Origin of the sequence: Helicobacter enhydrae (assembly GCF_001693335.1) — a bacterium.
In the GTDB taxonomy this organism is placed as follows: domain Bacteria; phylum Campylobacterota; class Campylobacteria; order Campylobacterales; family Helicobacteraceae; genus Helicobacter_G; species Helicobacter_G enhydrae.
Map to the genome: position 1 here is coordinate 168,422 of NZ_CP016503.1, position 22,164 is coordinate 190,585.

Consider the following 22,164-nt stretch of genomic DNA (forward strand, 5'->3'; position numbering starts at 1 on the left):
GATGGGACTATCAATTGGAATCGTTGGGTTGCCAAATGTCGGCAAATCCACAACTTTCAATGCTTTGACAAAAACCCAAAACGCTCAATCAGCAAATTATCCATTTTGCACCATTGAGCCAAACAAAGCATTTGTGCCGGTGCCTGATGTGCGTTTGCAGGAGTTGGCAAAGATTGTCAATCCAGAGCGGATACAACATTCTGTGGTTGAGTTTGTGGATATTGCAGGGCTTGTGCGAGGGGCGAGCAAAGGAGAGGGGCTAGGCAATCAGTTTCTAGGTAATATCAAAGAAACAGATGTGATTTTGCATATCGTGCGTTGCTTTGATGATGAAAACATCACGCATGTCGAGGGGGGAGTGGATCCGATACGAGATATTGAAATCATTGATCTTGAGTTGATTTTGGCAGATTTGCAAACGCTAGAGAAGCGTATCCAAAAACTCCAAAGGCAAGGCAAGGCTGATAAAAATGCAAAAGCCCCTTTGGACTTGGCATTGATGTTGCAAAAACATTTGGAAGAGGGGAAGGCGGTGAGGATTTTTGAAAAACGCGATGATGAACATTTCATAGAACTCAACAAAGAATTGCGTTTTTTGAGTAACAAAGATGTGATTTTTGCGGCTAATGTGGGGGAGGAGGAGTTGGCACAAGACAATGCTTATGTCGTGGCTCTCAAAAAATATGCGAGTGAGAATGGTTGTGAGGTGATCAAGCTTTGTTCAAAACTTGAAGAAGAGATGCTAGGGATGAGTGATGAGGAGAGGAGTGAGTTTCTATCATCGCTTGGTAGCCAGATGAGTGGGTTGGATCAAATCATCCAAAAAGGTTTTGAAAAATTGGGACTGATTAGCTATTTCACCGCAGGGGTCAAGGAAGTGCGTTCTTGGACGATACGCAAAGGCGATACGGCTCCTGTGGCTGCAGGCGTGATTCACAAAGACTTTGAAAAAGGCTTCATCCGTGCAGAAACGATTGCTTATGCGGATTTTGTTGGATATGGTGGCGAGGCAAAAGCCAAAGAGGCGGGTGCGATGAGAGTGGAGGGAAAAGAATATATCGTGCAAGATGGCGATGTGATGCATTTCAGATTTAATGTTTAAAAAAGTTTATATTGAAATCAGTGATATTTGCGGGTTGAAATGTAGTTTTTGCCCTTCACAAAAGGGCAGAAGGGGGGAGATGGGGGTTGAGCTATTTGCAAGAATCTGCGAGGAGATTCAGGGCAAAACAGAGCTAATCGCGTTGCATTTGTTGGGAGATCCTTTGCTTTGCAAAGACTTGCCACGCTATCTTGATATCGCTCAAAGGTATGCTTTGAGGGTTGAGATCGTTACAAGTGGTTTTTATTTGAAGCGTTGGGATTTTGATCTGTTGCTTAGTCCGCCAATACACCAATGCAATATTTCCCTAAGTGCTTTTGGCGATGTCAATAACCCAAAACCCAAAAGATATTTACAAGATGTTTTGGATTTGGCTTTGTCGCATCAGGCAAAACGATCAGAAACTTTTCTGAATCTGAGAATGCACCAGAGCCGTTTGGATTGGGAGTTGTGTCAGTTTTTTTGCTCAGCCTTTGGTGTTGAGGCTAGTTTTGATTCTATGCGGATTCGACTTGGATACAAACTCTTCATCAGATTGAGCAAGGATTTTGAGTGGGTGCGTGGCGATGGCTCACAAGAATCAGGGCTTGATTGGAGTGGTGGGGTCAAGAAAAAATGCCACGCTTTGATCTCTCAAATCGCTTTTTTGGCAGATGGAAAAGTCGTGCCGTGCTGTATTGATTGTGATGGTGGGATTGTTTTGGGGGATATAGGCACGCAAACTTTGGAGGAAATCTTTCAATCGCCGACATTTGTCGCGATGAAGAAAGGATTTTTGCGTGGCGTGGCAGTCCATAAACAATGCCAACAATGCACCTATCTTGCAACTTTAAATTGAAACAATCAAGAAAATTTTATCTTAAATACAAAATGTGGTTTATTTTTTGCTTTTTGTGACGATATATTGTGCAGAGGGGAGTACGATATGCCTTACATTTTAAGAAGGAGAGTAAAAATGAAAAAGAAAGTAATGAGTGCATTGGCACTTTCAGGTTTATTGGCAAGTTCAGCAAGTGCGGCAAGTGTTGATGCTTTTGGACACATCGGAACAGCTTATAATTTTGGGCTAAAAAATGAGGTGTCTACCGCTGAGGGTGGAAAGAAGCCTTGGTTTGGTGGAGCGACAGCAAGGGCTGGTGTTGAAATAGGATTTGGAGCGGTGAGCATTGGAGTAGGTGCGACAGGTGGGCTTCCTTATGCGATTAGTCCTAGCAGTTCGGTTTTTGGCAATTATGTCAGAAATGGATATTTCACAAAACCAAGCAATGTAGAGTGGTATAACTGGATTTCTGATGCATATTTGCGTGCAGATAGCTCGCTTTTCTCATTTATCGGCGGACGCTACAACTTGGGAGAGTTCTTTGATGGCAAAGATGGTCTCAATCCAAATGGTGTGGATTGGGTATCAGGACAGCACGAAGGTTTGAGCTTCATTTTGGATACGCGTTATTTTGCTTGGTGGGGAACTTATAGCTATGAAATGATGAACTATGGTGCAGAAAATCCCGGTCGCTTTGGTAATGATTTGATGGGCTTCAATCAATATTACAAAACTGGACACTATCTTTCTACAGGTTTTGATATTCGTATCAAAGACATTCTCTATATCGATCCATTCGCAACTTATGTCGTTGATAGCAATTTGTTGCAACTAGGTGGAAAGCTTGATTTGAGACTTGGAAGAGGCACTTTCAAATCTACAACAACTTTGAGAGGGATGTATCAAGCTTATACAAAAGGCTATAGCCAAAGCACTTATCTAGGATGGATTGATCAAGAGTTTTTGGTCTCAAATCTTGTGAAATTTGGTGGTGGTTTCTATAGTGTTGGCAAAAATCACGGTATCCATCGTTCAAGCGACAAAGCAAGATTCTATGGCAATACTTTTGGATCACAAGTAGATTATTTTGCTCACGGCGTTAATAGCTGGTATGGATTTATTGGTTTGACTGACAAATATTTCAGCTTTGACTTCTTGTATGCTGGTGGAGATTATCAAGAAATCTCTGCGATCGCCAATGTCAATCTTTACAAAGATCGTTTTGTAGAATTTGGTCTTGGTGGTGGTTGGGTGAGATCAAATCATCACGATCAAGCAGTTGCTTTCACAAAGCTTAGCTTCTAACTTCCTTACCCCTTTGGGGTAATCATCCTTAGAAAATGAAAATCGATTTTGCCAATCTCCAACGACAATATCAGGCTTACAAAGCTCAAATTGATTTGGAAATCAATCAAGTTTTGCAAAACTCTAGCTATATTATGGGTGAGAGTGTCGGGCGTCTAGAAAATGCTTTGAGAGAATACACTCAAGCCCACTATGCGATTGCTTGTTCAAGCGGAACTGATGCGTTGGTGTTGATATTGATGGCACTTGGAATCTCAAGAGATGATGAAGTCATCACGACTCCTTTTAGTTTTTTTGCGACTTCTGAAGCGATCGCTTTGGTGGGTGCCAAACCTGTATTTGTAGATATTGATACACGCACTTACAATCTAGATGTCTCGCTTGTGCCTCCTGCTATCACGCCAAAAACAAAGGCGATTTTGGCGGTGAGTTTGTATGGACAGCCTTGCGATATGGAGGCTTTGGCAAAGATTGCTTGTGAGCATCATCTCGCATTGATTGAGGATGCTGCACAGAGTTTTGGTGGGAGTTTGGGGGATAGAAAATCTTGCAATCTCTCTCCATTTGCTTCTACAAGTTTTTTCCCTAGTAAGCCTTTGGGGTGCTATGGAGATGGCGGGGCGGTGTTTCTCAGAGATGAGGCGATTGCTCACAAAGTGGTCTCATTGCTACAGCACGGACAGGCGGGTCGCTACAAACATCGTTATCTTGGAATGAATGCTAGAATGGATTCGATACAGGCTGGTGTTTTGTGTGCCAAGCTGAAATATTTGGATATTGAGATTAGGCGACGCAATGAGATCGCAGGGCGTTATAGTGAGGGATTGGAAAATGCAGTGCTTCCCTATGTCGCCAATGGGTACTTGAGTGCTTTTGGTCAATATAGTGTGCTTGTGGAAAATAGAGATAGATACATCGAACATTTGAAGCTTTGCGGTATCCCAACAGCGGTGCATTATCCTACGCCTTTGCATTTGCAAGAAGCGTTTGGCTATCTTGGTTATCAAGAAGGGGATTTCCCGGTGAGTGAGAGGATTGCTAAGCGTATTTTGTCTTTGCCGATGAATGCGTTTCTTGAGGATAGGGAGATTGACTATATCATCCAAGCATTTAATCAAAAAACTATCATCAATCAAGTCAATACACGATAGAATCTCCAAAACTATGCAAGGAGTTGTTATGCAAGATCAAATCAAGACATTTTTTAATTTTTGTCGTGAAAATGAAGTCGAGTTTGTGGATTTTCGTTTCACAGACATCAAAGGCACTTGGCACCATATCAGTTTTTCTTTGTCTGCAATTGATGAGGAGACATTCACCAAAGGAGTGCCTTTTGATGCGAGTTCTTTCCACAAATGGCAACCTATCCATCGATCCGATATGCTTTTGTTGCCAGATTTGGTGCGTTATTTTATCGATCCTTTTACAGCCGATGTCACTGTTGTGGTGTTTTGCGATGTGTGGGATATTTACAAAAATCAACCCTATGAAAAATGCCCAAGAAGCATCGTCAAAAGAGCAATGCAGTATTTGCAAGAAAGTGGGATCGGAGATGTGGCGTATTTCGGTCCTGAAAATGAGTTTTTTGTCTTTGATAGCATAAAAATCACAGACACTATCAACTCTCAAGCCTATAGTGTGGATACGCAAGAGGGCGAGTGGAATCGCAATACAGAGTTTGAGGGGGTCAATAATGGACATCGTCCGGGCACCAAAGGAGGGTATTTCCCTGTGCCTCCTATTGATTCGATGGTGGATTTGAGAGCTGAGATGGTCAAAGTGCTTAATCTTGTGGGGATTGAGACTTTTGTCGTGCATCACGAAGTAGGGCAAGCACAAGGGGAGATCGGAATCAAGTTTGGAGATATGCTAGAGGCAGCAGATAATGTGCAGAAGCTGAAATATGTTGTCAAAATGGTCGCTCATCTCAATGGCAAAACTGCGACATTTATGCCCAAACCTCTCTATGGAGACAATGGAAGTGGTATGCATACGCATATTAGCATTTGGAAAGATTCTAAGAATCTATTTGCAGGAGATGAGTATCAAGGGCTCTCCACTATGGCGATGCACTTTTTGGGCGGAGTGTTGCACCACGCTAGAAGTATTGCAGCCTTTACCAATGCCTCGACAAACTCATACAAGCGTTTGATCCCGGGTTTTGAAGCTCCATCGATTTTGGCATATTCTGCACAAAATCGCAGTGCGAGTATCCGTATCCCCTATAGTCAAGGCAATAGTGCCAAGCGTTTGGAGTTTCGATTTCCTGATAGCTCAAGCAATCCTTATTTGGCGTTTTCTTCGCTTTTGATGGCGGGACTTGATGGGATTACACAAAAGATCTCAGCAGGTGAGCCGATGGATATTGATCTTTTTGAGCTGACACTAGATGAGATTAGAGAAAAAGGGATCAAGCAGTTGCCCCACACTCTTAGAAGTGCGATTGAGGAAATGCTCCTAGATCGTGAGTATTTGAAAGTGGGAAATGTGTTTAGTGAGGAGTTTTTGCAAACTTACAAGGCATATAAATTTGAGGCAGAAATATGGACTTGGGAGGCACGCCCACACCCCTTTGAGTTTATCAGCACTTACAGCTGTTAAACTTGCCACAGAGATTTTTTGAATGCAACCCAAAAGGCGATCGCACGCAAATATGTCTCTGCAAAAATAATGACAAACAAGTAATAATAAGGCAAATAATAAAGGGTGCAAAAATACATCGGCACAATGCGTAATGTCCAAATGCTTGTGGTGTGAATCAAAAGCGAGATTTTGGCTTTTTTGGCACCACGATTGAGCCCATCCAAGACAAAAATACAAACAAGGGGGATTTGGGACAATCCAACTGCAATGAGATAATCTGAGGCATACTGAATGATGTCATTGCGATTTGTGAATATTTGAGCCAATGTAGTGCCAAAGATTGCCATCAAAACCCCAAGGACTCCCATTATCGAGGAGGAAAGAAAAAGGGACAAGCGGATATAAGAATCAATGAGAGCGTATTGCTTGAGGACTAGATTTTGTGCGGTGAGACTCATGGAGGCAACCATAAAGCCAAAAGCAGGCATAAAAATAAAAGCTTCAATGCGTCCTCCAATCTGAAAACCTGCCAACACTTCTTCGTTGTAACTTGCCAAAAAACGCGCAGTCAAAATCAGTGAGAGGATTGTTAGCCCTCGTTCGATCCCTGTGGGCAACCCAATCCACACAGATTCGAAAAATTGTGAAAACTCCCAATTTTGTTTGATCCCAAAGGTTTTGTGTGCATAAAATCCCAAAACAAAAGTTTCCAAATAGCTTGTGATCACTCCTGCAATCCCTGCTCCAACCAACCCAAGCTGTGGCAAATCCCCCACACCCAAGGCAAGAAAATAGGTTAAAACTAGATTGAAAAATGTAAAAAACAATTTGATATAAAAAGGAATATGGGCTTTTGAGGTGGCTGCAAAGCTCACGGTGAGCGTGGTTTTGGTCATAATCGCAGGGATAGAAAATATCAAAACCTCAAGAAATTGATGTGCCAAAACAAGTGTGCCAGAGTTCAAACCAAACCAATGCAGATAGCTAGAGAAGCTCACAAGGGCTAGGCAAAAGAGTGGAATAGAGGAGAGGAGATTCCCCAAAGTGAGATTGAAAAGTAGGGGACCGATTTGGCGTGGCTGTGTTTTGTGGAGCCGTGCGATAAGGGTGTTGGATCCTGTGAAAAAGATATTGGTGAAAGTATAAAAAAGCATCAAGAAATTCATCCCTAGCCCAAAAGCAACGATATTGGAATCAGAGAGCATACTCACAAACAACAAAACAATAGAGAGATTAAGAATATCTAGAAATGAGCTTAGTCCAGAGGGGATAGCGATTTTTAGGATCTCTTTGCTTTTGGCAAGAGTGTCCGATGATGGGGCACATAGGGTTTTCATAGAAATTGAAGTGCCTTTTTGCAGAGATTGGAGAGAGGTAGATGTTGGATCTCTTGCTGTGTGAAAAATCGTGCTTGAGTGTTGTATGAGACGGGCAGTTGATAGATTTTTGCTGTGATTTTGTATTTGGTATAGGAATGTTTGAAGCTTCCTAGATAACGATAATTCTGGAGATGTGTGGATTCTAATCTGATGGGGTTATACAACCCAAAATAGAGTTTTTCTTGGCTTTGGACTAGGGAGATTTTGCCATCTTGGATGACAAAGCCCAAATGTAGCTCTAGTGGGATGCTCTCTCTTTTTTTGGGGAGGGGGTAGAGGTGGGGGCTATGTTTCCCTTGACAACAATAAGAGAGTGGGCACAAAAGACAGGAGGGGCTTTGGGGGGTGCAGAGGGTGGCACCCAAATCTAGTAAGGCTTGATTGTGATCAAAAGGGTTTGTGTGGTTTAGGATAAGATGGGCTTTGTCTTTGAGCTGTGTTGCTGTGGGGGCGGATAATGCAAAAAGACGCGACAATACCCGTGCGATATTGCCATCTACAAAACTCTCACATTTGCCAAATCCAAAACAAGCGATAGCTCCAGCAGTGTATTCTCCAATGCCTTTGAGCTTTGTAAGTTCTGCGACGCTTGAAGGGAGCGTGCCATTGTGATGATGGAGGCATATTTGAGCTGTTTGGTGCATATTCCTTGCGCGTGTGTAATACCCCAATCCCTGCCAAATGTGCAAAAGGGTATCCTCTGAAGATTGAGCCAAATCTTTGAGTGTGGGAAAACGCTCCAAAAAAGGAAAATAAAAATGCTCCAAAACAACATTGACTTGAGTTTGTTGGAGCATAATCTCACTGACATAAACCCCATAGGATCTTTGGATATGCGTGAGCTTGGGATTTGGCGTGTGGGATTGAGTGGGGAGATTACGCCAAGGAAGATCAAGGCGTCCAAAGGATTGATACCATTCTAGAAGGCGTGCGTGTAGATTTTTCAATGTTTTTGGGCTATGAATGAAATGATTTTGGCGCGCTGATTTTCTTTGCGTCGGATATAGGAGGTCGCAGAGTGGTGGATCGTGAAGTCTGCAAAAATATGCTCCAATTCATTGTGATTTAAGATTTTTTCATCAGGTATCTCTGAATCATTGCTTCCATCTTCTTCTTTGACAAAGGTTTCAAGCATCAAAACCCCTCCGCTCTTGAGGCTTTGAATGATGCTGGGAAATAGATTGCGATTGAGGAAGTAGAAATTTAACGCCAAGCCATAGGTGTCGCTTGTGGGGGTGTATGTATCAAGATCCACACAGAGGGCATTGATGTTTTTGATGTTTTCTAGATTTGCTAGAGCAACTTCTGAAATATCAAGGCTATCGCATATCAAGCCGTGCTGTGCGAGAAATTTGGAGTTGCGTCCATTACCACAAGCGATATCAATGGCGTTGTGCGAGGGAAGAGAATCAAGGAATTTTGGGAGAAATGCGACTAGCAAATCGCTCGGAGTTTGTGGCATCGGATTTTGTAAATGTTTGGCATTCCACTTGATAGCATCTTCTAACACGAAAAACCTTTTTGTGAATTTTTGTGCATTATATCTTTTTAGATTCAATGATTGGATTTGCTTGAGCTATCAAAGAGCCTTGAGCCAAAAGCTTGGGGTTAATCATTTGATAATAAATTGATGAGTAGAATTTTGGCTTTTGCTTTCCAAGATTGGTAATAACGCCAAAGTTTTATGGAGATATAAATTGAAACATTCATTTTTTGCCCATTGATCGTTTTTTGGAAAATAAAAGCATTGATGGCTAGATTTTTTTGAAGGGTGATTTTGTTTGTTTGAACGATTTTGGGGTGCGGAAGATTTCGGTATGGAATCAGATCAAGCATTTTGATAATGACTTGAAAATGTTGGACTGATTGGGATATTTTCAGCTCGTCTTCTGTTTTGGTGATTGAAGAGAGGTTTTCGCAGTAGTGATAAAAGCTGTCTCTGATTCCAAAACTTCTTTTGACAAATATGGCGGTTATAAAAAACTGAAGTGCATCTTCAGCCATATTCATTTTGGGGAGATTAGGGAAATATTGTTCGATAAATTTAGAAGTTGTTTTTAGGATTGAGCGTTTGTAAATCTTGTTGCAAAGGTTCCAGCGTGAAAAATTTATCATTTCTTGATAGGGATTGTGTGTGTCAAGTTTGATGATTGTTTGATCTAGCTTTGTATCTTTTTCTGCAAAAAGATAGCACAACACATCTGTCCATTCCCCGTTTTCTTGGTAATCTAGAGCCAAAAGATTGTAAATCCTCTCGCAAGTATCCAAATCAATATAATCATCAGAATCTACAAAAAGGATAAATTCTCCATTCGCTTCTTGTATGCCTTTTAGTCGCGTGTGAAATGTGCCGAGATTTGTTGCATTGTGGAGGATTTTGATTCTGTTGTCTTTTGCAAACTCTTGTGCAATTTGCATCGAATCATCTGTGCCACAATCATCAACGATAATGATTTCAATCTCTTTGAAGATTTGCTGAATGCAGGAATTTAAACATCTTGAGATGTATCGCTCCACATTATAAACAGGAATCACAATCGAGAAGAATGGATTAGTTGTTGGTGGGGTAGGGAAATTTGGCAAGTTATACTCCTTTGGATATAGAGTGCATAAATTGTAGCTAATCTTGGCGTTTTAGCAGTCTGTATGCCTCTTTTTCTAGTGTTTGATTGTTTTGTGAGGAGAAGAATTTGAGGGTGGTGTTTGCAAAAGTGGGAGTGAGTGCGCATTCTTTTTTGAGTTGCTCTACGATTGCGTTGCCTGAGTGGATGAGGGTGCATTGGTGATTGAAATATTGGCTAATAGCTTTGGCGATGAAAGGATAATGCGTGCATCCCAAAATGATAAACTGAGGCGTTGTTTGGAGCTTGGAGAAATAGTGTTTGAGGCATTCTTGCAAAAACTCTCCATCATAAATCCCCTCTTCTACAAAAGGCACAAAAAGACTTGTCGCCAATGCTGTGATGTGCTTGTAGCCTAGTTTGTGGAGTGCGTTTGGGTAGATTTGGGATTGTGTCGTTGCCTGTGTCGCGATGACTAGGATTTGGGCATTTTTGTCCATAGCGGTATTTTGCAATGCCAAAACACCTGCTTCAATCACCCCAATGATTGGGAAACTCACGCGTTGTTTGAGAATATCTAGTGCGTATGCACTCACGGTGTTGCACGCAAGGATTAGAATATCGATATTTTGGGATTTGAAAAACTCAAGAGCTTCTAGAGAATATTGGATAATCGTTTCTTTGTCTTTGGTCCCATAGGGCACCCTTGCGGTATCGCCATAATAAACAATCTCTTCAAAAAGCCGTGCGTCAAGCAGACTTTTTAGAACGCTAACTCCTCCTATACCACTATCAAAAACTCCTGCTCTCATCACTCTTTTTCGTTCATAAGATTCAAAAACTCTTCATTGTCTTTGGTTTTTTGCATTTTGGCATAGATGAAGCTCAATGCCTCGATGTCGTCCATTTGCTGCATTACATTGCGTAGCATCCAAACCTTTGTCAGCTTTTCTTTGCCTAGCAAAAGATCATCTTTTCTTGTGCCTGATTTGAGGATATCAAAAGCAGGGTAGATTCTGCGATCGGCGATATTTCTTGCAAGCACGATTTCGCTATTTCCTGTGCCTTTGAATTCTTCAAAAATCACCTCATCCATTCTTGAGCCAGTTTCAATGAGAGCTGTGGCAATGATAGTCAAACTCCCCCCTTGCTCAATATTTCTAGCTGCTCCAAAAAATCTTTTGGGTTTATGCAGGGCATTTGCATCAACTCCTCCGCTAAGCACTTTTCCACTTGAGGGGGTGGCACCATTGTAAGCTCTTGCAAGTCGTGTAATAGAATCAAGCAAAATCACGACATCTTCTCCCATTTCCACCATTCTTTTGGCTCTTTCGATCACAAGCTCTGCTACGCGGATATGGTTGCTTGAGGGCAAATCAAAAGTGGAGCTAAAAACCTGCCCCCTGATACTTCTCTCCATATCTGTCACCTCTTCTGGTCGCTCATCGACAAGCAAAACCATGAGTTTGACTTCGGGGTGGTTTTCAGAAATGCCATGAGCCAACTCTTTCATCAGTTCGGTTTTTCCTGTGCGTGGAGGGGCGACTATGAGTGCTCTTTGTCCTTTGCCAATGGGGCTAAAAAGATCAAGCATTCTACCTGTAACTTTCATGGGATTGTATTCAAGTCTAAGTTGTTCGAGTGGGAAAAGTGGCGTGAGGTTGTCAAATAGAGGTCTGTTTTTCACCTCTTCAATGGAGAGATAATTGACTGCCTCAATTTTGAGTAGAGCATAATAGCGTTCTTGATCTTTTGGAGAACGCACTTGCCCTGTGACAATATCTCCATTTCTTAGGGCAAATTTGCGGATTTGACTTTGTGACACATAGGTGTCATTTTGACTATCAGCAAAGTTTCCATCGATCCCGCGTAAAAACCCATAGCCCTCGTGGCTTAGCTCCAAAATACCTGTAAAAAGGATATATCCACCTTGATTGACTTGGTTTTTTAGAATCTCAAAAATGAGATCTTGACGACGATACTCTTGAGGATTTTCAATCCCCATTGTTTTTGCGATTTTTGTAAGCTCTGTGACAGGTTTGGAGCGTAGCTCTTCGATTCTGTAACCCTCAACAGGGGTATGCGTCCTAGAGTTTTTGTTTTCTTTTGGTGATGCCATTAAGACTCCCTTGGCTAGATTTCATAAATAATAGGATTGATTAAGAGTTTTTAAAACCTATAACTAACAAGATTGTGGGATTTAAGAACGCGTAATTTTAATCCAAAATTTACTTATAAGTCAAGGGATCCTACATTTGTTGAAAAATGTTTGTTGCAATTTTGCATTTTTGTAATTCAATTTTATCGAAGAAAGTGCGTGAGGAAAGCGTTTGAGATCCAATGCAACATTATAAAAATTTAAATTAAAGATATTTATTAAGGAAACTTTTACTTGACTTATTGGGGGGGGGGCTATAATTAAAAGCCTAATTGATTTTAAGGAGTAAAAGTGTTATTGCATTTATTGGATAGAGAGGAAAAGGTCGCATTTCTAGAAATTGCACATCATTTTGCGTGGAGTAATGATAATTTTTCAGATTCCCAAAAAGAAGTGATAAGTGCTTATTGTGCAGAGATGCAAATAGAGGATATAGAGTTTGACAAAGACAAATTTGACTTAAATACCACACTCAAGGCATTTAAAGATAAGGAGCATCAAAAAATTGTATTGCTAGAAACGATGGCTTTGGCTATGGCTGATAATATCACCCATCTTGAATCTTTACACGAGGGTGAAAAAGAAGTCCTAAAAACGATGGTTGAAACCTTTGGTTTGAGTCATAATCTAGCTTTGGTGTATGCAGATTGGACAAAAGCCATGTTGGTTTTAGCCGATCAGGGACGCAATCTCATCAAGTTGTAATGCAAAATTTTCCTTGCACAAGTTGTGGAGCATGTTGCAAAAACATAGCCCAAATCAAAGAATTAGAGGCTTTTGATTTGGGAAATGGTGTATGCAAACATTTGGATTTAGCAAGCAATTTATGCAGGATTTATGAAAAACGACCGGAGATTTGCAGAATTGATAGAATGTATGAAAAAACTTATCATAGATTCTACAGCAAAGAGGCTTTTTATGCCCTCAATATCAAATCTTGCAAAATCTTGCAAGAAAAAGAGGGCGTAGATATGAAATTTAGATTTTAATTCAAAAAAGGAGGCAATATGCCATTACCATTAATACCAGTTTTATTAGGAGGCGCAGCATTAGCAACAGCTGCATTTGGAGTAAAAAAAGGTTATGATGCTTATAGTGATGTCAAAGAAGCTGAAGAGTTGCACGAAGAGGTAAAAGGGCTTTATGAGAAAGCGGAGGCAAAACTTAATGGATCACGAAAAAAAGCTGAAAAAGATTTTGAGGCATTAGGAGAAGAGCAAAGCAAAAGCATCAATGGAAGTCTTAGGCAATATGCAGAAATCATTGACAAACTCAATGTAAAAAATGATGTGGATTTGAGTCAAGTGTTGGGTGAAAAGGGATTTAATATGCTTGAAAACACAAAGCATTCCATCATAGATTTGCAAAGTGCCATTGGTGGCGTTGTAGGTGGTGCTGTAGCTGGTTCAATGGCAGGATTTGGTGCATTTGGTGGAGTCACTTTACTTGCTAGTGCATCTACAGGCACAGCGATTAGTACTTTGGGTGGTGCTGCTGCCACAAATGCAACTTTGGCTTGGTTTGGCGGAGGTTCATTGGCTACTGGGGGGCTTGGTATGGCTGTAGGCACATATGTCTTAGGAAGCATCGTTGCTGCACCAGTACTTGCTGTCGCCGCTTCAGTTTTTGCTGCGAGTGCAGAGAAGAACAAGTATGATGCTCAATCCTATTATGACAGCGTAAAGGTACTATGTGAAGTAATGCAGGCAGAAGCGTTGGTGTGGGAAGCAGTCATCAACAAGACATTGGAAAAAAAGGTAGCTATAACAGAGTTGGATGCAAAATTATGGAGAGAAGTGCATATTGTTTCAATGTTTATGGAAGAAAGAGGCATAGAGGCAAGTAAATGGACAGAATCTGAACAAAAACATCTTTTGAATATGGTGCAACAAGCAGAAACTCTTGTTAAAACTATTAATGCACCTATTATGAATGATACAGATTCTGATACACAAGCTCTCAAATCGCATCAAAAAAGATGTAAAGAGCTAATGGATGAGATACAGCGTAAATGGGGTTAATCCCAAAACTTATGTAGCCAAAGTGCTACATAATAAAAGAATAAAATCAAGGAGACAATGATGCAAAAAGCACTCTATGAAGAAGTGATTGAAGAAATTGGCACACAGACTTTAGCACGATTGGGATTAAATGTTTTTAGTTTAAACACTTATGCATCTTATGGTGCAAGTGTGCAAATGACACTTGATGCTAATAGGGTATATAATCAGCACAAGAATAATGACAAATATTTTGGGCAAACTTTTGAGGAGCTTGATATAGGATTTCAAAATATAAAAGATTCTCTTTTTAATCGTGGCAATAAAACCTATACAACAGACACTCTTGCTGATATCAAAAAAGTGCGAGAAATCCTTGCAAGTGGCAAAAATCTAGAGAATCTCGATGAAAAAGATAGGGCAAAGGTAGAATATATTTTGGCTTATTATGATGATGAAGTGAAAAATATGAACCTTGATAAATTGGGGGATTTGGTGAAAAAAAATCACCCAATAGTAGACACAGTAACTATTGACAAAGATGGCAATGCAATAAAAACTGCACAGCTTAAGGTGATTAAGGATACCAATGGACTGCTAAAAGATAAGTATTTAAAAGGTGATAAAGACAATAAGGCGGCAAATGAACTTAGAATGCCATTTGATGACTACAAAAGGCATAAAGAAAACTTAGAAAAAATGATTGAGAATGGCAAAAAGTATCCAGGCAATGATCAGAAAGTGGCAAAGGCAGAAAAAGCAAAAATTGCTTTAAAAAAATTAAATGAAAATAATGTGTGTAATCGTCTTATGGCTGAAAATCCACGCACAACAGCAGTGGTAACTCAAAGCCTTGCAGCTGGTAGTCATATCGCACAAGCAGGCTTTAGTGATGCTATTGTTGTCACGCTTTCAACTCTTGCAAATGGAATCATTTGGGAAGTCAAAGATATGTTTAATGGCAGAATAGATACTGAAGTTTCTATTATGACTAGAATCAAACGATTACTACAAAAGGTGCTAAAAGCCTTTCAAGATACATTTGCAAGAGGTGCTGGATTTGGTGCGATCGATGTGGCAGTTGGGATTGTAGGGCAGATTTTCAAAAGTATCGCTGCAAGTTTAAGGCAACTTTGGAGAGCTTTGCGAACTTCTGCAAAGTCCATTTATAATGGAATCTACTCTTATGCTAAAGGAGAAATCAAAGACTTTAGAACACTTATCAAGACAATTTTAAAATCTCTTTTTTCAGCAGCTTGGGTAGTAGGTGCGGTAGGCTTAGAAAAACAATTAGAAACTGCATTGTTAGGAATTATGCCTCCACTTGCTCCTTTTGTCGCCCCTGTGCTAGCCATTGTTGCAGCTGCATTTGCAGTTGTCATTACAAACAGAAGTATAGATATGGCAATAGATTCTCTTTTTGGTATGTTGGCAGCAAGAGATAAAGCAAAACTAAGAGCAGAGGAAATAGCAGATTGGATTGCAGAGAAATTGCCAGCTTTGATGGAGAATGGGATAAAACTTGAAGAGCTGATAGAAGAAACACATTTCAAGCGATTGACAACTATAGATTCCTCATTTAAAGATTATCAACTAGCTTATGCAAATAATGATGATAGAGGGACTTATAATGCTTTAAATAGGATTTGTGAGCTTTATGGAGAAACTTTGGATACTAAAGACATTTGCGATGTTGAGAAAACATTGAAGACATCTGATAGGACAGGAAAATTGCAATGGTAAAGATTCTATTTTAGGGGTTTTTGCCCCTAAGCATTGCTGTTTTGAAAATTTTAGGCTCAAGATTTATTGGGAATAGGGGGTGAGCCAATCGATGAAAATAAGTCTATCTATCTACAATTACACATACCTCATCAAGCAAAGAAACAAGAAAACAAGCATATCTCTACAAAAAATTATTAAAATAGACAAAAATATTCTTAAGTTATTTTGAGCCCAATTTCAAAAACAAGGAGAGAAGATGTCAAAGAGAATGCGTGCAGAGTGGGAAAGGCATAGAGCGATTTTACTTGCTTTTCCTCATCAATGGAGTGATTGGAATGAGTGTTTGGAGGAGGCGAGGGCAAACTTTGTGAGAATCATTGCAGAGATTCTGCGATTTGAAGAGGTGATTTTGTGCATAGATCCTAGAGATGTGTGCGGAGAGGAGATGATTTGCCAAAGATTTGCCCAAGAGATTGCTTCACAAGATTTGCAAATCGCAAAAGTCCCATTGAACGACACTTGGACGCGTGATTTTGGAGCAATCAATCTTTGGGAGAATGATCAAAATGTCTTGTTGGATTTTGGATTTAATGGGTGGGGGTTGAAGTTTGCAAGTTGTTTTGATAATCAAGTCAATGCAAGACTGAAAAATCTAGGGGTTTTTGATGGAGAGTTGCGTAGGGTGGGGATGGTGCTAGAGGGTGGGAGTATCGAGAGTGATGGAAATGGGAGTATTTTGACAAATACGCAATGTCTGCTTGAGGCAAATCGCAATCCTCATCTTAGCCAAGATCAAATTGAATACAAGCTCCAAGAAATTTTTGGGGCAGAGCGTATTTTGTGGCTCAATCATGGTTATTTGGCTGGAGATGACACAGATAGCCATATTGATACCCTAGCGAGATTTCTCTCTCCTAGCAAAATTGCTTATGTGGGGTGTGATGATGAAAATGATGAGCATTATGAGGAATTGCTTCAAATGGAGCTAGAGCTTCAGAATCTAAGAGATAGCACAGGCAATCCCTATGAATTGATCAAACTCCCCTTTGTAAGGGCTATCTATGATTCTGATGGCAACAGACTTCCTGCCACTTATGCCAATTTTTTGTTTGTCAATGGTGCTTTGCTTGTGCCAACTTATCAAGATACAAATGACAATCTAGCATTGGACATTTTGCAGAAAGCACTGCCTGATAGGGAAGTGATTGGCATTGATTGCCAAACGCTCATCAAGCAACACGGGAGTTTGCATTGCGTGAGTATGCAGATTTATTGATTTGTGTGGGGCTATCGTAGAAAAATTGTAAAATACGGCATTTCAAAGATTTAGAAGTGTAAGGAGTGTAGTTTGAGTTGGATTGATCGTTATTTTGGTGTCAGTCGTGTTGGGAGTAGTATAAAAACCGAAGCTATCGCAGGTTTGACTACCTTTTTGGCAATGCTTTATATTATCCCGACGGCTTCTTCGATTCTTGCGGTATCAGGAATGCCCAAAGATGCGTTGATCACAGCAGTGATTTTGGCAACTTGTATTGCGACTTTGCTTAGTGGTTTGTGGGCAAAAGTGCCTGTTGCGATGAGTGTGGGAATGGGGCTAAATGCTTATTTTTCTTTTAGTATGGTCAAAACGATGGGGTTGAGCTGGGAGGAGGCATTGGGCGTTGTGTTTCTCTCTGGTGTGATTTTTTTGTTGGTTTCTTTGACCAAAATGCGTCAATGGTTGATTGGGAGCATTCCACTTGGTTTGAGGTTTGCACTTGCTGGAGGTTTGGGGGCTTTTATCGCAACGATTGGATTGTATTCTTCAGGGATCATCACCATTGCCCCAAGTGGTTTTCCTGCACTTGGTAAGCTCAATACCCCTCAGGTGTGGATTACGATTTTTGGCGTTTTGCTCACTTTGATTTTGTGTGCCAAACGCATACACTCTGCGTTTGTGATTGGGATTTTTTCTTGCTGTCTCATTGCGTGGGGTTTGCAAATCGCTCCTATGCCCAAAGAGTTTTTCTCTCTCCCGGCTTCGATTGCCCCCATTGCTTTCAAAATGGACATTTTGGGAGTTTTGTCCCTCTCTATCGTGCCTACGATTGTTTCTTTGCTTGTGCTTGATTTGTTTGATTCGCTTGGCACTCTTGCTGGAGTGGGGGCTAAGATTGGATTGTTCCAAAACCAAAACAATCAAGGCGATAAGGTGTTGGAAAAAACATTGGAAGTCGATGCGGCAGCCACGGTGATTGGGGCGAGTTTGGGCGTTTCGACGACTACGAGTTTCCTAGAGAGTGCTAGTGGGGTGAGCGAGGGTGGCAAAACAGGCTTGACCTCTGTTTTTTGTGCTTTGTTTTTCGCACTTTGTTTGTTTTTGTTTCCTTTGTTTGATTCGATTCCTTTGTTTGCGATTTATCCAAGTATGATTGTTGTGGGGGCGATGATGTTTTTGGAAGTGAGACGCATTGATTTTGCGGATTTGCCTACGGGATTGTCTGCGTTTTTTGCAATTATTTTGATGCCTTTGACTTATTCTATTGCCAATGGTTTGGCAGCTGGTTTTATTGTGTATATTTTTGCCTCTTTAGCTTTGAAGCAATATGAGCGAATCAACATCGGTGTATTGGTTTTGGGGGCATTGAGTGTTTTGCCTATATTGGTGCATGGATTTTTGATGCAAGGATAAGCTATGGAAGCGAAATTGATGGCTTTGGCGATTGAGACTTACAAGATCACTCTTTTGATTTCTCTGCCTATGTTGCTGGCTGGTTTGATTGTGGGGCTGATGGTGAGCATTTTTCAAGCCACGACGCAGATCAATGAGATGACACTGACATTTGTTCCCAAGATTTTGGCTGTGATTGTGGTGTTGATTTTTACACTTCCTTGGATGCTAAATATGGTGCTAGACTACACGCGTAGAGTGTTTGAGCTGATTCCAAGTTTTCCTTTTTAGACAATGCAAAGCAAACTGATTGATTTTTCCAAATACTCTAGTCTTCGGATTGGGGGTGCGATAGAAGTGGGGGTGGTGGAGTGTGTGGATGATTGGGCTAACAATGGAGTGATCATCGGCAAAGCAAACAATCTACTTGTATCCCCCAACGCCAAAAATCTATACATATTGGGCAAAAGCTTTGATTATTTTCAGGATTTTGGGGATTTGATTGAGGTGGGTGGGGGTGTGAGTAGCGGGAAGCTCTATAGCTATTTCAAAAAGCAAGACCTTGGAGGATTGGAGTTTTTGAGGGGGTTGCCCGGTAGTGTTGGTGGATTGGTGAAAATGAATGCAGGAATGAAGGAATATGAGATTTGTTTGAGTATCCATAGTGTTTTGCTTGATCAGGGTTGGGTGCCAAAAGAAGAGATAGCTTTTGATTATCGCAATAGTGGGATTGATTCTGTGATTTATGCAGTGAGGTTTTATAAACAAAAAGGCTTTAGGGAAGAGTTGGTTGAAGTGTTTGACAAAATGCGTCATACGCACCCAAAAGAGCCAAGCTGTGGGAGTTGTTTCAAAAATCCAAAGGGGGACTTTGCGGGGAGATTGCTAGAATCTGTAGGGCTTAGAGGATATAGCATAGGGGGCGTGGGATTTAGCCAAAAGCATTCTAATTTTTTGGTAAATCTTGGAGGTGGGACATTTGATGAGGCAATGGAGCTTATCGCTCTTGCCAAGAAGCGTGTTAGCGAAGCAAGTGGGATTGAACTTGAGTGTGAAGTGGTGGTGATTGACTCGCTACCTTAATGCTTTTTGCCCTTTTAAATCCTTGTCGTAGTCTTGATTTCCAATCATTCTCTTGCGTTTTGTATCAAAATCTTTGGAAACTATACTTCTGCTAGATTGAGATTCTGCGGTTTTGATACCCAAGAGATCAAGGATTGTATGGATCAAATCATCAGTCATATAAGGACGATTGAGGGAGGCTTGAATCTTTTGCACAATCTCTGGATGTTTTTGCTTAAAAATATCACTCACATAAATCATCATTGGGATTTCAAGCTGAAAACGACTTGCAGGATTTGATCCGTGACCTACAAACTCACCTAGCTCATGCACTTCTTCTCCGTGATCAGAAAAATAAAGCACTAGAGCATCTTTGGACGCAAAGCGTTTGAAAATCTCGCTGACAATATAGTCATTGTAAAAAATAGCATTATCATATTGTGTAATACGGCGTTGATGGGTGTTAAAGGCTGGGATTGGAAAAAGCTCAAATGCTTTGGGATAGCGACTTTGATATGTTCCGTGTGTGCCCATCAAATGAAAGACATAAAAACCCTTTTGAGATGTGATGTTTGCGCTATCAAAGGCTTGAAGCAATCTTTCATCAAAACCTGTATATTGTTCAGCAACAAAATTACTATATTGAGCAAGAGAGCCGATGAGTGAGGGTGGATAAGGGTAAATCGGAGGTTCTTGATTGGAAAACCAATAGGTTGGATATTGTGTTTGCACAATAGAGACGAGGTTTGCTTGTTGATACCAAGGGGTTTTTGCATTTTCATAATTTGCAAAAGTTAGAACGGTTTGCAAAGATAGATTAGTCTGTGCGTGAGGAGAGATAACATCTGTGAAAACAAAGAGATTGCCCTGTTGTTGGAGTTTGATGAGATTGGGGGTGTTTGGCTTGGGGTAGCCATAAAGTTGCATATGCCCTCTTTGTGTGGATTCTCCGATAATAAGCGCAAAGTTTGCAATATTTGTTTTGCTCTCTGTTTGGATATCAATTTGTGTAGAACGCAGTTGGGTTTTGAGCTTTTGGACTGCTTGTAGCATTGACTCAATCTCTTTGCTAACAAAATGCAATTTGGTGGCAAAGCCTAGTGGTGTTATATAAGAGATTTCAGGGCGTGCCCAATAATAATATCCTGGCTTATAAATCGTCCTAATATGAATTGCGAAGTTGATAAAGCCAAAGAGACAAAAAGCCAAAAAAGCATAGTAGATTTTAGATGGAACTTTAAGAGTGATTTTGAGCCAATAAAAGATAGACAAGAGAATAAAAACAAGATAAATGCCCAAAAGCTTCCAATTTAGATAGGTTTCTAGAAATTCAACACTTTCTTTGGAGTTTGTTTCAAAGGCAGTGAAAGCCATATTTAGATTAAAAGCGTGTTTGAACCAATACACACAAAAAATATCTACTGCAAAGCAAATGATTGAAATAACTAGAATCACAAAGAACACAAAACGCCATAAGGGGGGGGCAGAATGGAAAGAAACCACAAGAACAATGCCGACATCGAGCTACCTATCAGCATATTTCTCCAAGTGACAAAGCTATAATTTTCCGCTCCCCCAAATACTTGAGAGAATGTAAAGAATGGTGAGATAAACGAAGCCTTTGATTAGAAAATCGCGTTTTTGTGCCATCAGTATCCTTTTGGTTAAATATTTTATGGTGTTGAGAGATGATTTATGATTGCTCTTTGAGCCTTTGTTGGGCTAGAGTTTCAACCTCTTGGATAAAAGCCTCTAGGAGCTGATCTTCTTTGAGCTTGCATAAGATTTTGCCATCTTTGATAATCAATCCATCTTTGTTTCCAAATGCAATAGCAATGTCTGCGTGTTTGGCTTCACCCAAAGCATTCACAGCACAACCCATTACACTAAGTTGCAATGGGACTTTGATGTGTGAGGTGCGTTTTTCTACTTCCTCTACCATTTTGACAAGATTGGCTTCAATCCTTCCGCAAGTGGGGCAAGAGATGATATTCACCCCCTCTTTTAAGCGTCCGCTATAACGCAAAATATTGCGTGCAACTTTGACTTCTTCTTCCAATTCTCCTGTGATTGAGACTCTCATCGTATCGCCAATCCCATTGAGGAGTAGATGTCCCAAAGCCATCGAACTTTTGATCATTGAATGTTGCAGTGTCCCTGCTTCTGTTACGCCAAGATGAAAGGGATAGGGGATTTCTTCTTGAGCTAGGAGTGTGTAGGCTTCGATCGTGCGTGCCACATCACTTGCTTTGAGCGAGATTTTGATGTCTTCAAATCCGCAATCCTCCAAAAGCTTGATGTTATAAAGTGCTGATTGCACCATTGCTTGAGGGGTGGGACCATATTTGGTTTCAAATTGTTTTTCCAAACTTCCACTATTCACACCAATGCGAATGGGGATTTTGCGTGCTTTGCAAGCATCGGCTACAGCTTTGATGCGTTCTTGACTTCCGATATTTCCGGGATTGATTCTGATCGCATCTACGCTTTCAGAGGCGATGAGAGCAAGTTTGTAACGGAAATGAATGTCTGCCACAATGGGAAGTGGGGAAATGTCTTTTAGGGCTTTGAGAGCTAGGGCGTCTTTGTCGTCACTGACTGCGACACGCACGATGTGGCACCCCGCAAGAGCCAAACGATCGATTTGGGCTTTTGTGGCTTCTATATCGCAAGTTTTGCTAAAAGTCATACTTTGAATAGCAATGGGTGCATCTCCACCTATTGCGACATTGCCGATAAAAATTTGTTTGGTTTTACGGCGTGGTTTCATCTCTAGCCTTTGTTATTTGAAAATTTGGCTAGATTCTAGCATAATGCGT

21 protein-coding genes are annotated in these 22,164 nt (G+C 40.7%); 13 read left to right on the forward strand and 8 right to left on the reverse strand.

The genetic code is table 11. The features are described 5' to 3' along the window. The first annotated feature begins 1 nt into the window (after position 1). From ychF to glnA, 5 genes are all read left to right on the forward strand, one after another. Positions 2 to 1,102 (forward strand): redox-regulated ATPase YchF, encoded by a 1,101-nt coding sequence (gene ychF, locus BBW65_RS00820; RefSeq protein ID WP_066338449.1) that lies wholly within the window; start codon positions 2 to 4, stop codon positions 1,100 to 1,102. 79 nt (positions 1,103 to 1,181) lie between these two features. Then, complete coding sequence (locus BBW65_RS00825; RefSeq protein WP_199919441.1) at positions 1,182 to 1,940, forward strand: SPASM domain-containing protein; 759 nt, start codon at positions 1,182 to 1,184, stop codon at positions 1,938 to 1,940. A 117-nt stretch (positions 1,941 to 2,057) separates the two neighbouring features. Continuing rightward, entirely contained in the window at positions 2,058 to 3,227 is a 1,170-nt protein-coding gene (locus BBW65_RS00830) for a hypothetical protein (RefSeq protein WP_066338453.1), read from the forward strand. Between the two features lie 35 nt (positions 3,228 to 3,262). Continuing rightward, positions 3,263 to 4,378 (forward strand): DegT/DnrJ/EryC1/StrS family aminotransferase, encoded by a 1,116-nt coding sequence (locus BBW65_RS00835; RefSeq protein ID WP_066338456.1) that lies wholly within the window; start codon positions 3,263 to 3,265, stop codon positions 4,376 to 4,378. 28 nt (positions 4,379 to 4,406) lie between these two features. Next, positions 4,407 to 5,828 carry a type I glutamate--ammonia ligase gene (gene glnA / locus BBW65_RS00840; RefSeq protein WP_407645228.1) on the forward strand — a complete coding sequence of 474 codons (1,422 nt, stop codon included), beginning with the start codon at positions 4,407 to 4,409 and terminating at the stop codon, positions 5,826 to 5,828. On the opposite strand, the gene BBW65_RS00845 is transcribed toward glnA, so the two are convergent. The 6 genes from BBW65_RS00845 to rho form a co-directional block, all read right to left on the reverse strand. Continuing rightward, positions 5,825 to 7,147, reverse strand: a complete 1,323-nt coding sequence (locus BBW65_RS00845; RefSeq protein ID WP_066338465.1) for an MATE family efflux transporter — start codon at positions 7,145 to 7,147, stop codon at positions 5,825 to 5,827. The genes glnA and BBW65_RS00845 overlap by 4 nt on opposite strands. Further along, positions 7,144 to 8,136: an A/G-specific adenine glycosylase gene (locus BBW65_RS00850; RefSeq protein ID WP_233702059.1), complete on the reverse strand. Its 993-nt coding sequence runs from the start codon at positions 8,134 to 8,136 to the stop codon at positions 7,144 to 7,146. The genes BBW65_RS00845 and BBW65_RS00850 overlap by 4 nt, the downstream gene beginning before the upstream one ends. Then, the gene (locus BBW65_RS00855; protein ID WP_199919442.1) at positions 8,133 to 8,699 is read right to left on the reverse strand and encodes a class I SAM-dependent methyltransferase; all 567 of its coding nucleotides are present in this window, start codon (positions 8,697 to 8,699) and stop codon (positions 8,133 to 8,135) included. Before BBW65_RS00855 ends, BBW65_RS00850 begins: the two co-directional genes overlap by 4 nt. Positions 8,700 to 8,797: 98 nt before the next feature. Next, a complete protein-coding gene (locus tag BBW65_RS00860) occupies positions 8,798 to 9,772 on the reverse strand; it encodes a glycosyltransferase family 2 protein (protein ID WP_066338471.1) in 975 nt (324 codons plus the stop codon). Between the two features lie 37 nt (positions 9,773 to 9,809). Beyond that, positions 9,810 to 10,562, reverse strand: a complete 753-nt coding sequence (gene murI, locus BBW65_RS00865) for a glutamate racemase (protein ID WP_066338473.1) — start codon at positions 10,560 to 10,562, stop codon at positions 9,810 to 9,812. Beyond that, positions 10,562 to 11,869, reverse strand: coding sequence for a transcription termination factor Rho (rho, locus tag BBW65_RS00870; protein ID WP_066338475.1), 1,308 nt, complete (start codon positions 11,867 to 11,869; stop codon positions 10,562 to 10,564). The genes murI and rho overlap by 1 nt, the downstream gene beginning before the upstream one ends. 330 nt (positions 11,870 to 12,199) lie before the next feature. Here rho and BBW65_RS00875 point away from each other — a divergent pair, with 330 nt between their 5' ends. From BBW65_RS00875 to BBW65_RS00910, 8 genes are all read left to right on the forward strand, one after another. Further along, positions 12,200 to 12,613 (forward strand): hypothetical protein, encoded by a 414-nt coding sequence (locus BBW65_RS00875; RefSeq protein WP_066338477.1) that lies wholly within the window; start codon positions 12,200 to 12,202, stop codon positions 12,611 to 12,613. Beyond that, on the forward strand, positions 12,613 to 12,897 hold the full coding sequence (locus BBW65_RS00880) for a YkgJ family cysteine cluster protein (protein ID WP_066338479.1): 285 nt from the start codon (positions 12,613 to 12,615) through the stop codon (positions 12,895 to 12,897). Before BBW65_RS00875 ends, BBW65_RS00880 begins: the two co-directional genes overlap by 1 nt. Before the next feature lie 18 nt (positions 12,898 to 12,915). After that, positions 12,916 to 13,929, forward strand: coding sequence for a hypothetical protein (locus BBW65_RS00885; RefSeq protein WP_066338480.1), 1,014 nt, complete (start codon positions 12,916 to 12,918; stop codon positions 13,927 to 13,929). 60 nt (positions 13,930 to 13,989) lie between these two features. Next, the gene (locus BBW65_RS07835; protein ID WP_233702061.1) at positions 13,990 to 15,651 is read left to right on the forward strand and encodes a hypothetical protein; all 1,662 of its coding nucleotides are present in this window, start codon (positions 13,990 to 13,992) and stop codon (positions 15,649 to 15,651) included. A 238-nt stretch (positions 15,652 to 15,889) separates the two neighbouring features. Then, a complete protein-coding gene (locus tag BBW65_RS00895) occupies positions 15,890 to 16,909 on the forward strand; it encodes an agmatine deiminase family protein (RefSeq protein WP_066338483.1) in 1,020 nt (339 codons plus the stop codon). 72 nt (positions 16,910 to 16,981) lie between these two features. Beyond that, entirely contained in the window at positions 16,982 to 18,304 is a 1,323-nt protein-coding gene (locus BBW65_RS00900; protein WP_324609203.1) for an NCS2 family permease, read from the forward strand. Positions 18,305 to 18,307: 3 nt separating this feature from the next. Then, the gene (gene fliQ / locus BBW65_RS00905; protein WP_066338484.1) at positions 18,308 to 18,574 is read left to right on the forward strand and encodes a flagellar biosynthesis protein FliQ; all 267 of its coding nucleotides are present in this window, start codon (positions 18,308 to 18,310) and stop codon (positions 18,572 to 18,574) included. Between the two features lie 3 nt (positions 18,575 to 18,577). Beyond that, positions 18,578 to 19,366 carry a UDP-N-acetylmuramate dehydrogenase gene (locus BBW65_RS00910; protein ID WP_066338487.1) on the forward strand — a complete coding sequence of 263 codons (789 nt, stop codon included), beginning with the start codon at positions 18,578 to 18,580 and terminating at the stop codon, positions 19,364 to 19,366. Here the strand turns inward: BBW65_RS00910 and BBW65_RS00915 are convergent. Further along, entirely contained in the window at positions 19,358 to 20,809 is a 1,452-nt protein-coding gene (locus BBW65_RS00915) for a phosphoethanolamine transferase (protein ID WP_066338489.1), read from the reverse strand. The genes BBW65_RS00910 and BBW65_RS00915 overlap by 9 nt on opposite strands. 229 nt (positions 20,810 to 21,038) lie before the next feature. Further along, positions 21,039 to 22,115 (reverse strand): flavodoxin-dependent (E)-4-hydroxy-3-methylbut-2-enyl-diphosphate synthase, encoded by a 1,077-nt coding sequence (gene ispG, locus BBW65_RS00920; protein ID WP_066338491.1) that lies wholly within the window; start codon positions 22,113 to 22,115, stop codon positions 21,039 to 21,041. Positions 22,116 to 22,164: the final 49 nt, after the last annotated feature.

Excerpts from the sequence above, each read along its gene's own strand:
- ychF (WP_066338449.1), top strand. The coding sequence starts at position 2 with ATGGGACTATCAATTGGAATCGTTGGGTTGCCAAATGTCGGCAAATCC.
- BBW65_RS00825 (WP_199919441.1), top strand. The coding sequence starts at position 1,182 with ATGGGGGTTGAGCTATTTGCAAGAATCTGCGAGGAGATTCAGGGCAAA.
- BBW65_RS00830 (WP_066338453.1), top strand. The coding sequence starts at position 2,058 with ATGAAAAAGAAAGTAATGAGTGCATTGGCACTTTCAGGTTTATTGGCA.
- BBW65_RS00835 (WP_066338456.1), top strand. The coding sequence starts at position 3,263 with ATGAAAATCGATTTTGCCAATCTCCAACGACAATATCAGGCTTACAAA.
- glnA (WP_407645228.1), top strand. The coding sequence starts at position 4,407 with ATGCAAGATCAAATCAAGACATTTTTTAATTTTTGTCGTGAAAATGAA.
- BBW65_RS00845 (WP_066338465.1), bottom strand. The coding sequence starts at position 7,147 with ATGAAAACCCTATGTGCCCCATCATCGGACACTCTTGCCAAAAGCAAA.
- murI (WP_066338473.1), bottom strand. The coding sequence starts at position 10,562 with ATGAGAGCAGGAGTTTTTGATAGTGGTATAGGAGGAGTTAGCGTTCTA.
- rho (WP_066338475.1), bottom strand. The coding sequence starts at position 11,869 with ATGGCATCACCAAAAGAAAACAAAAACTCTAGGACGCATACCCCTGTT.
- BBW65_RS00880 (WP_066338479.1), top strand. The coding sequence starts at position 12,613 with ATGCAAAATTTTCCTTGCACAAGTTGTGGAGCATGTTGCAAAAACATA.
- BBW65_RS00885 (WP_066338480.1), top strand. The coding sequence starts at position 12,916 with ATGCCATTACCATTAATACCAGTTTTATTAGGAGGCGCAGCATTAGCA.
- BBW65_RS07835 (WP_233702061.1), top strand. The coding sequence starts at position 13,990 with ATGCAAAAAGCACTCTATGAAGAAGTGATTGAAGAAATTGGCACACAG.
- BBW65_RS00895 (WP_066338483.1), top strand. The coding sequence starts at position 15,890 with ATGTCAAAGAGAATGCGTGCAGAGTGGGAAAGGCATAGAGCGATTTTA.
- fliQ (WP_066338484.1), top strand. The coding sequence starts at position 18,308 with ATGGAAGCGAAATTGATGGCTTTGGCGATTGAGACTTACAAGATCACT.
- BBW65_RS00910 (WP_066338487.1), top strand. The coding sequence starts at position 18,578 with ATGCAAAGCAAACTGATTGATTTTTCCAAATACTCTAGTCTTCGGATT.
- ispG (WP_066338491.1), bottom strand. The coding sequence starts at position 22,115 with ATGAAACCACGCCGTAAAACCAAACAAATTTTTATCGGCAATGTCGCA.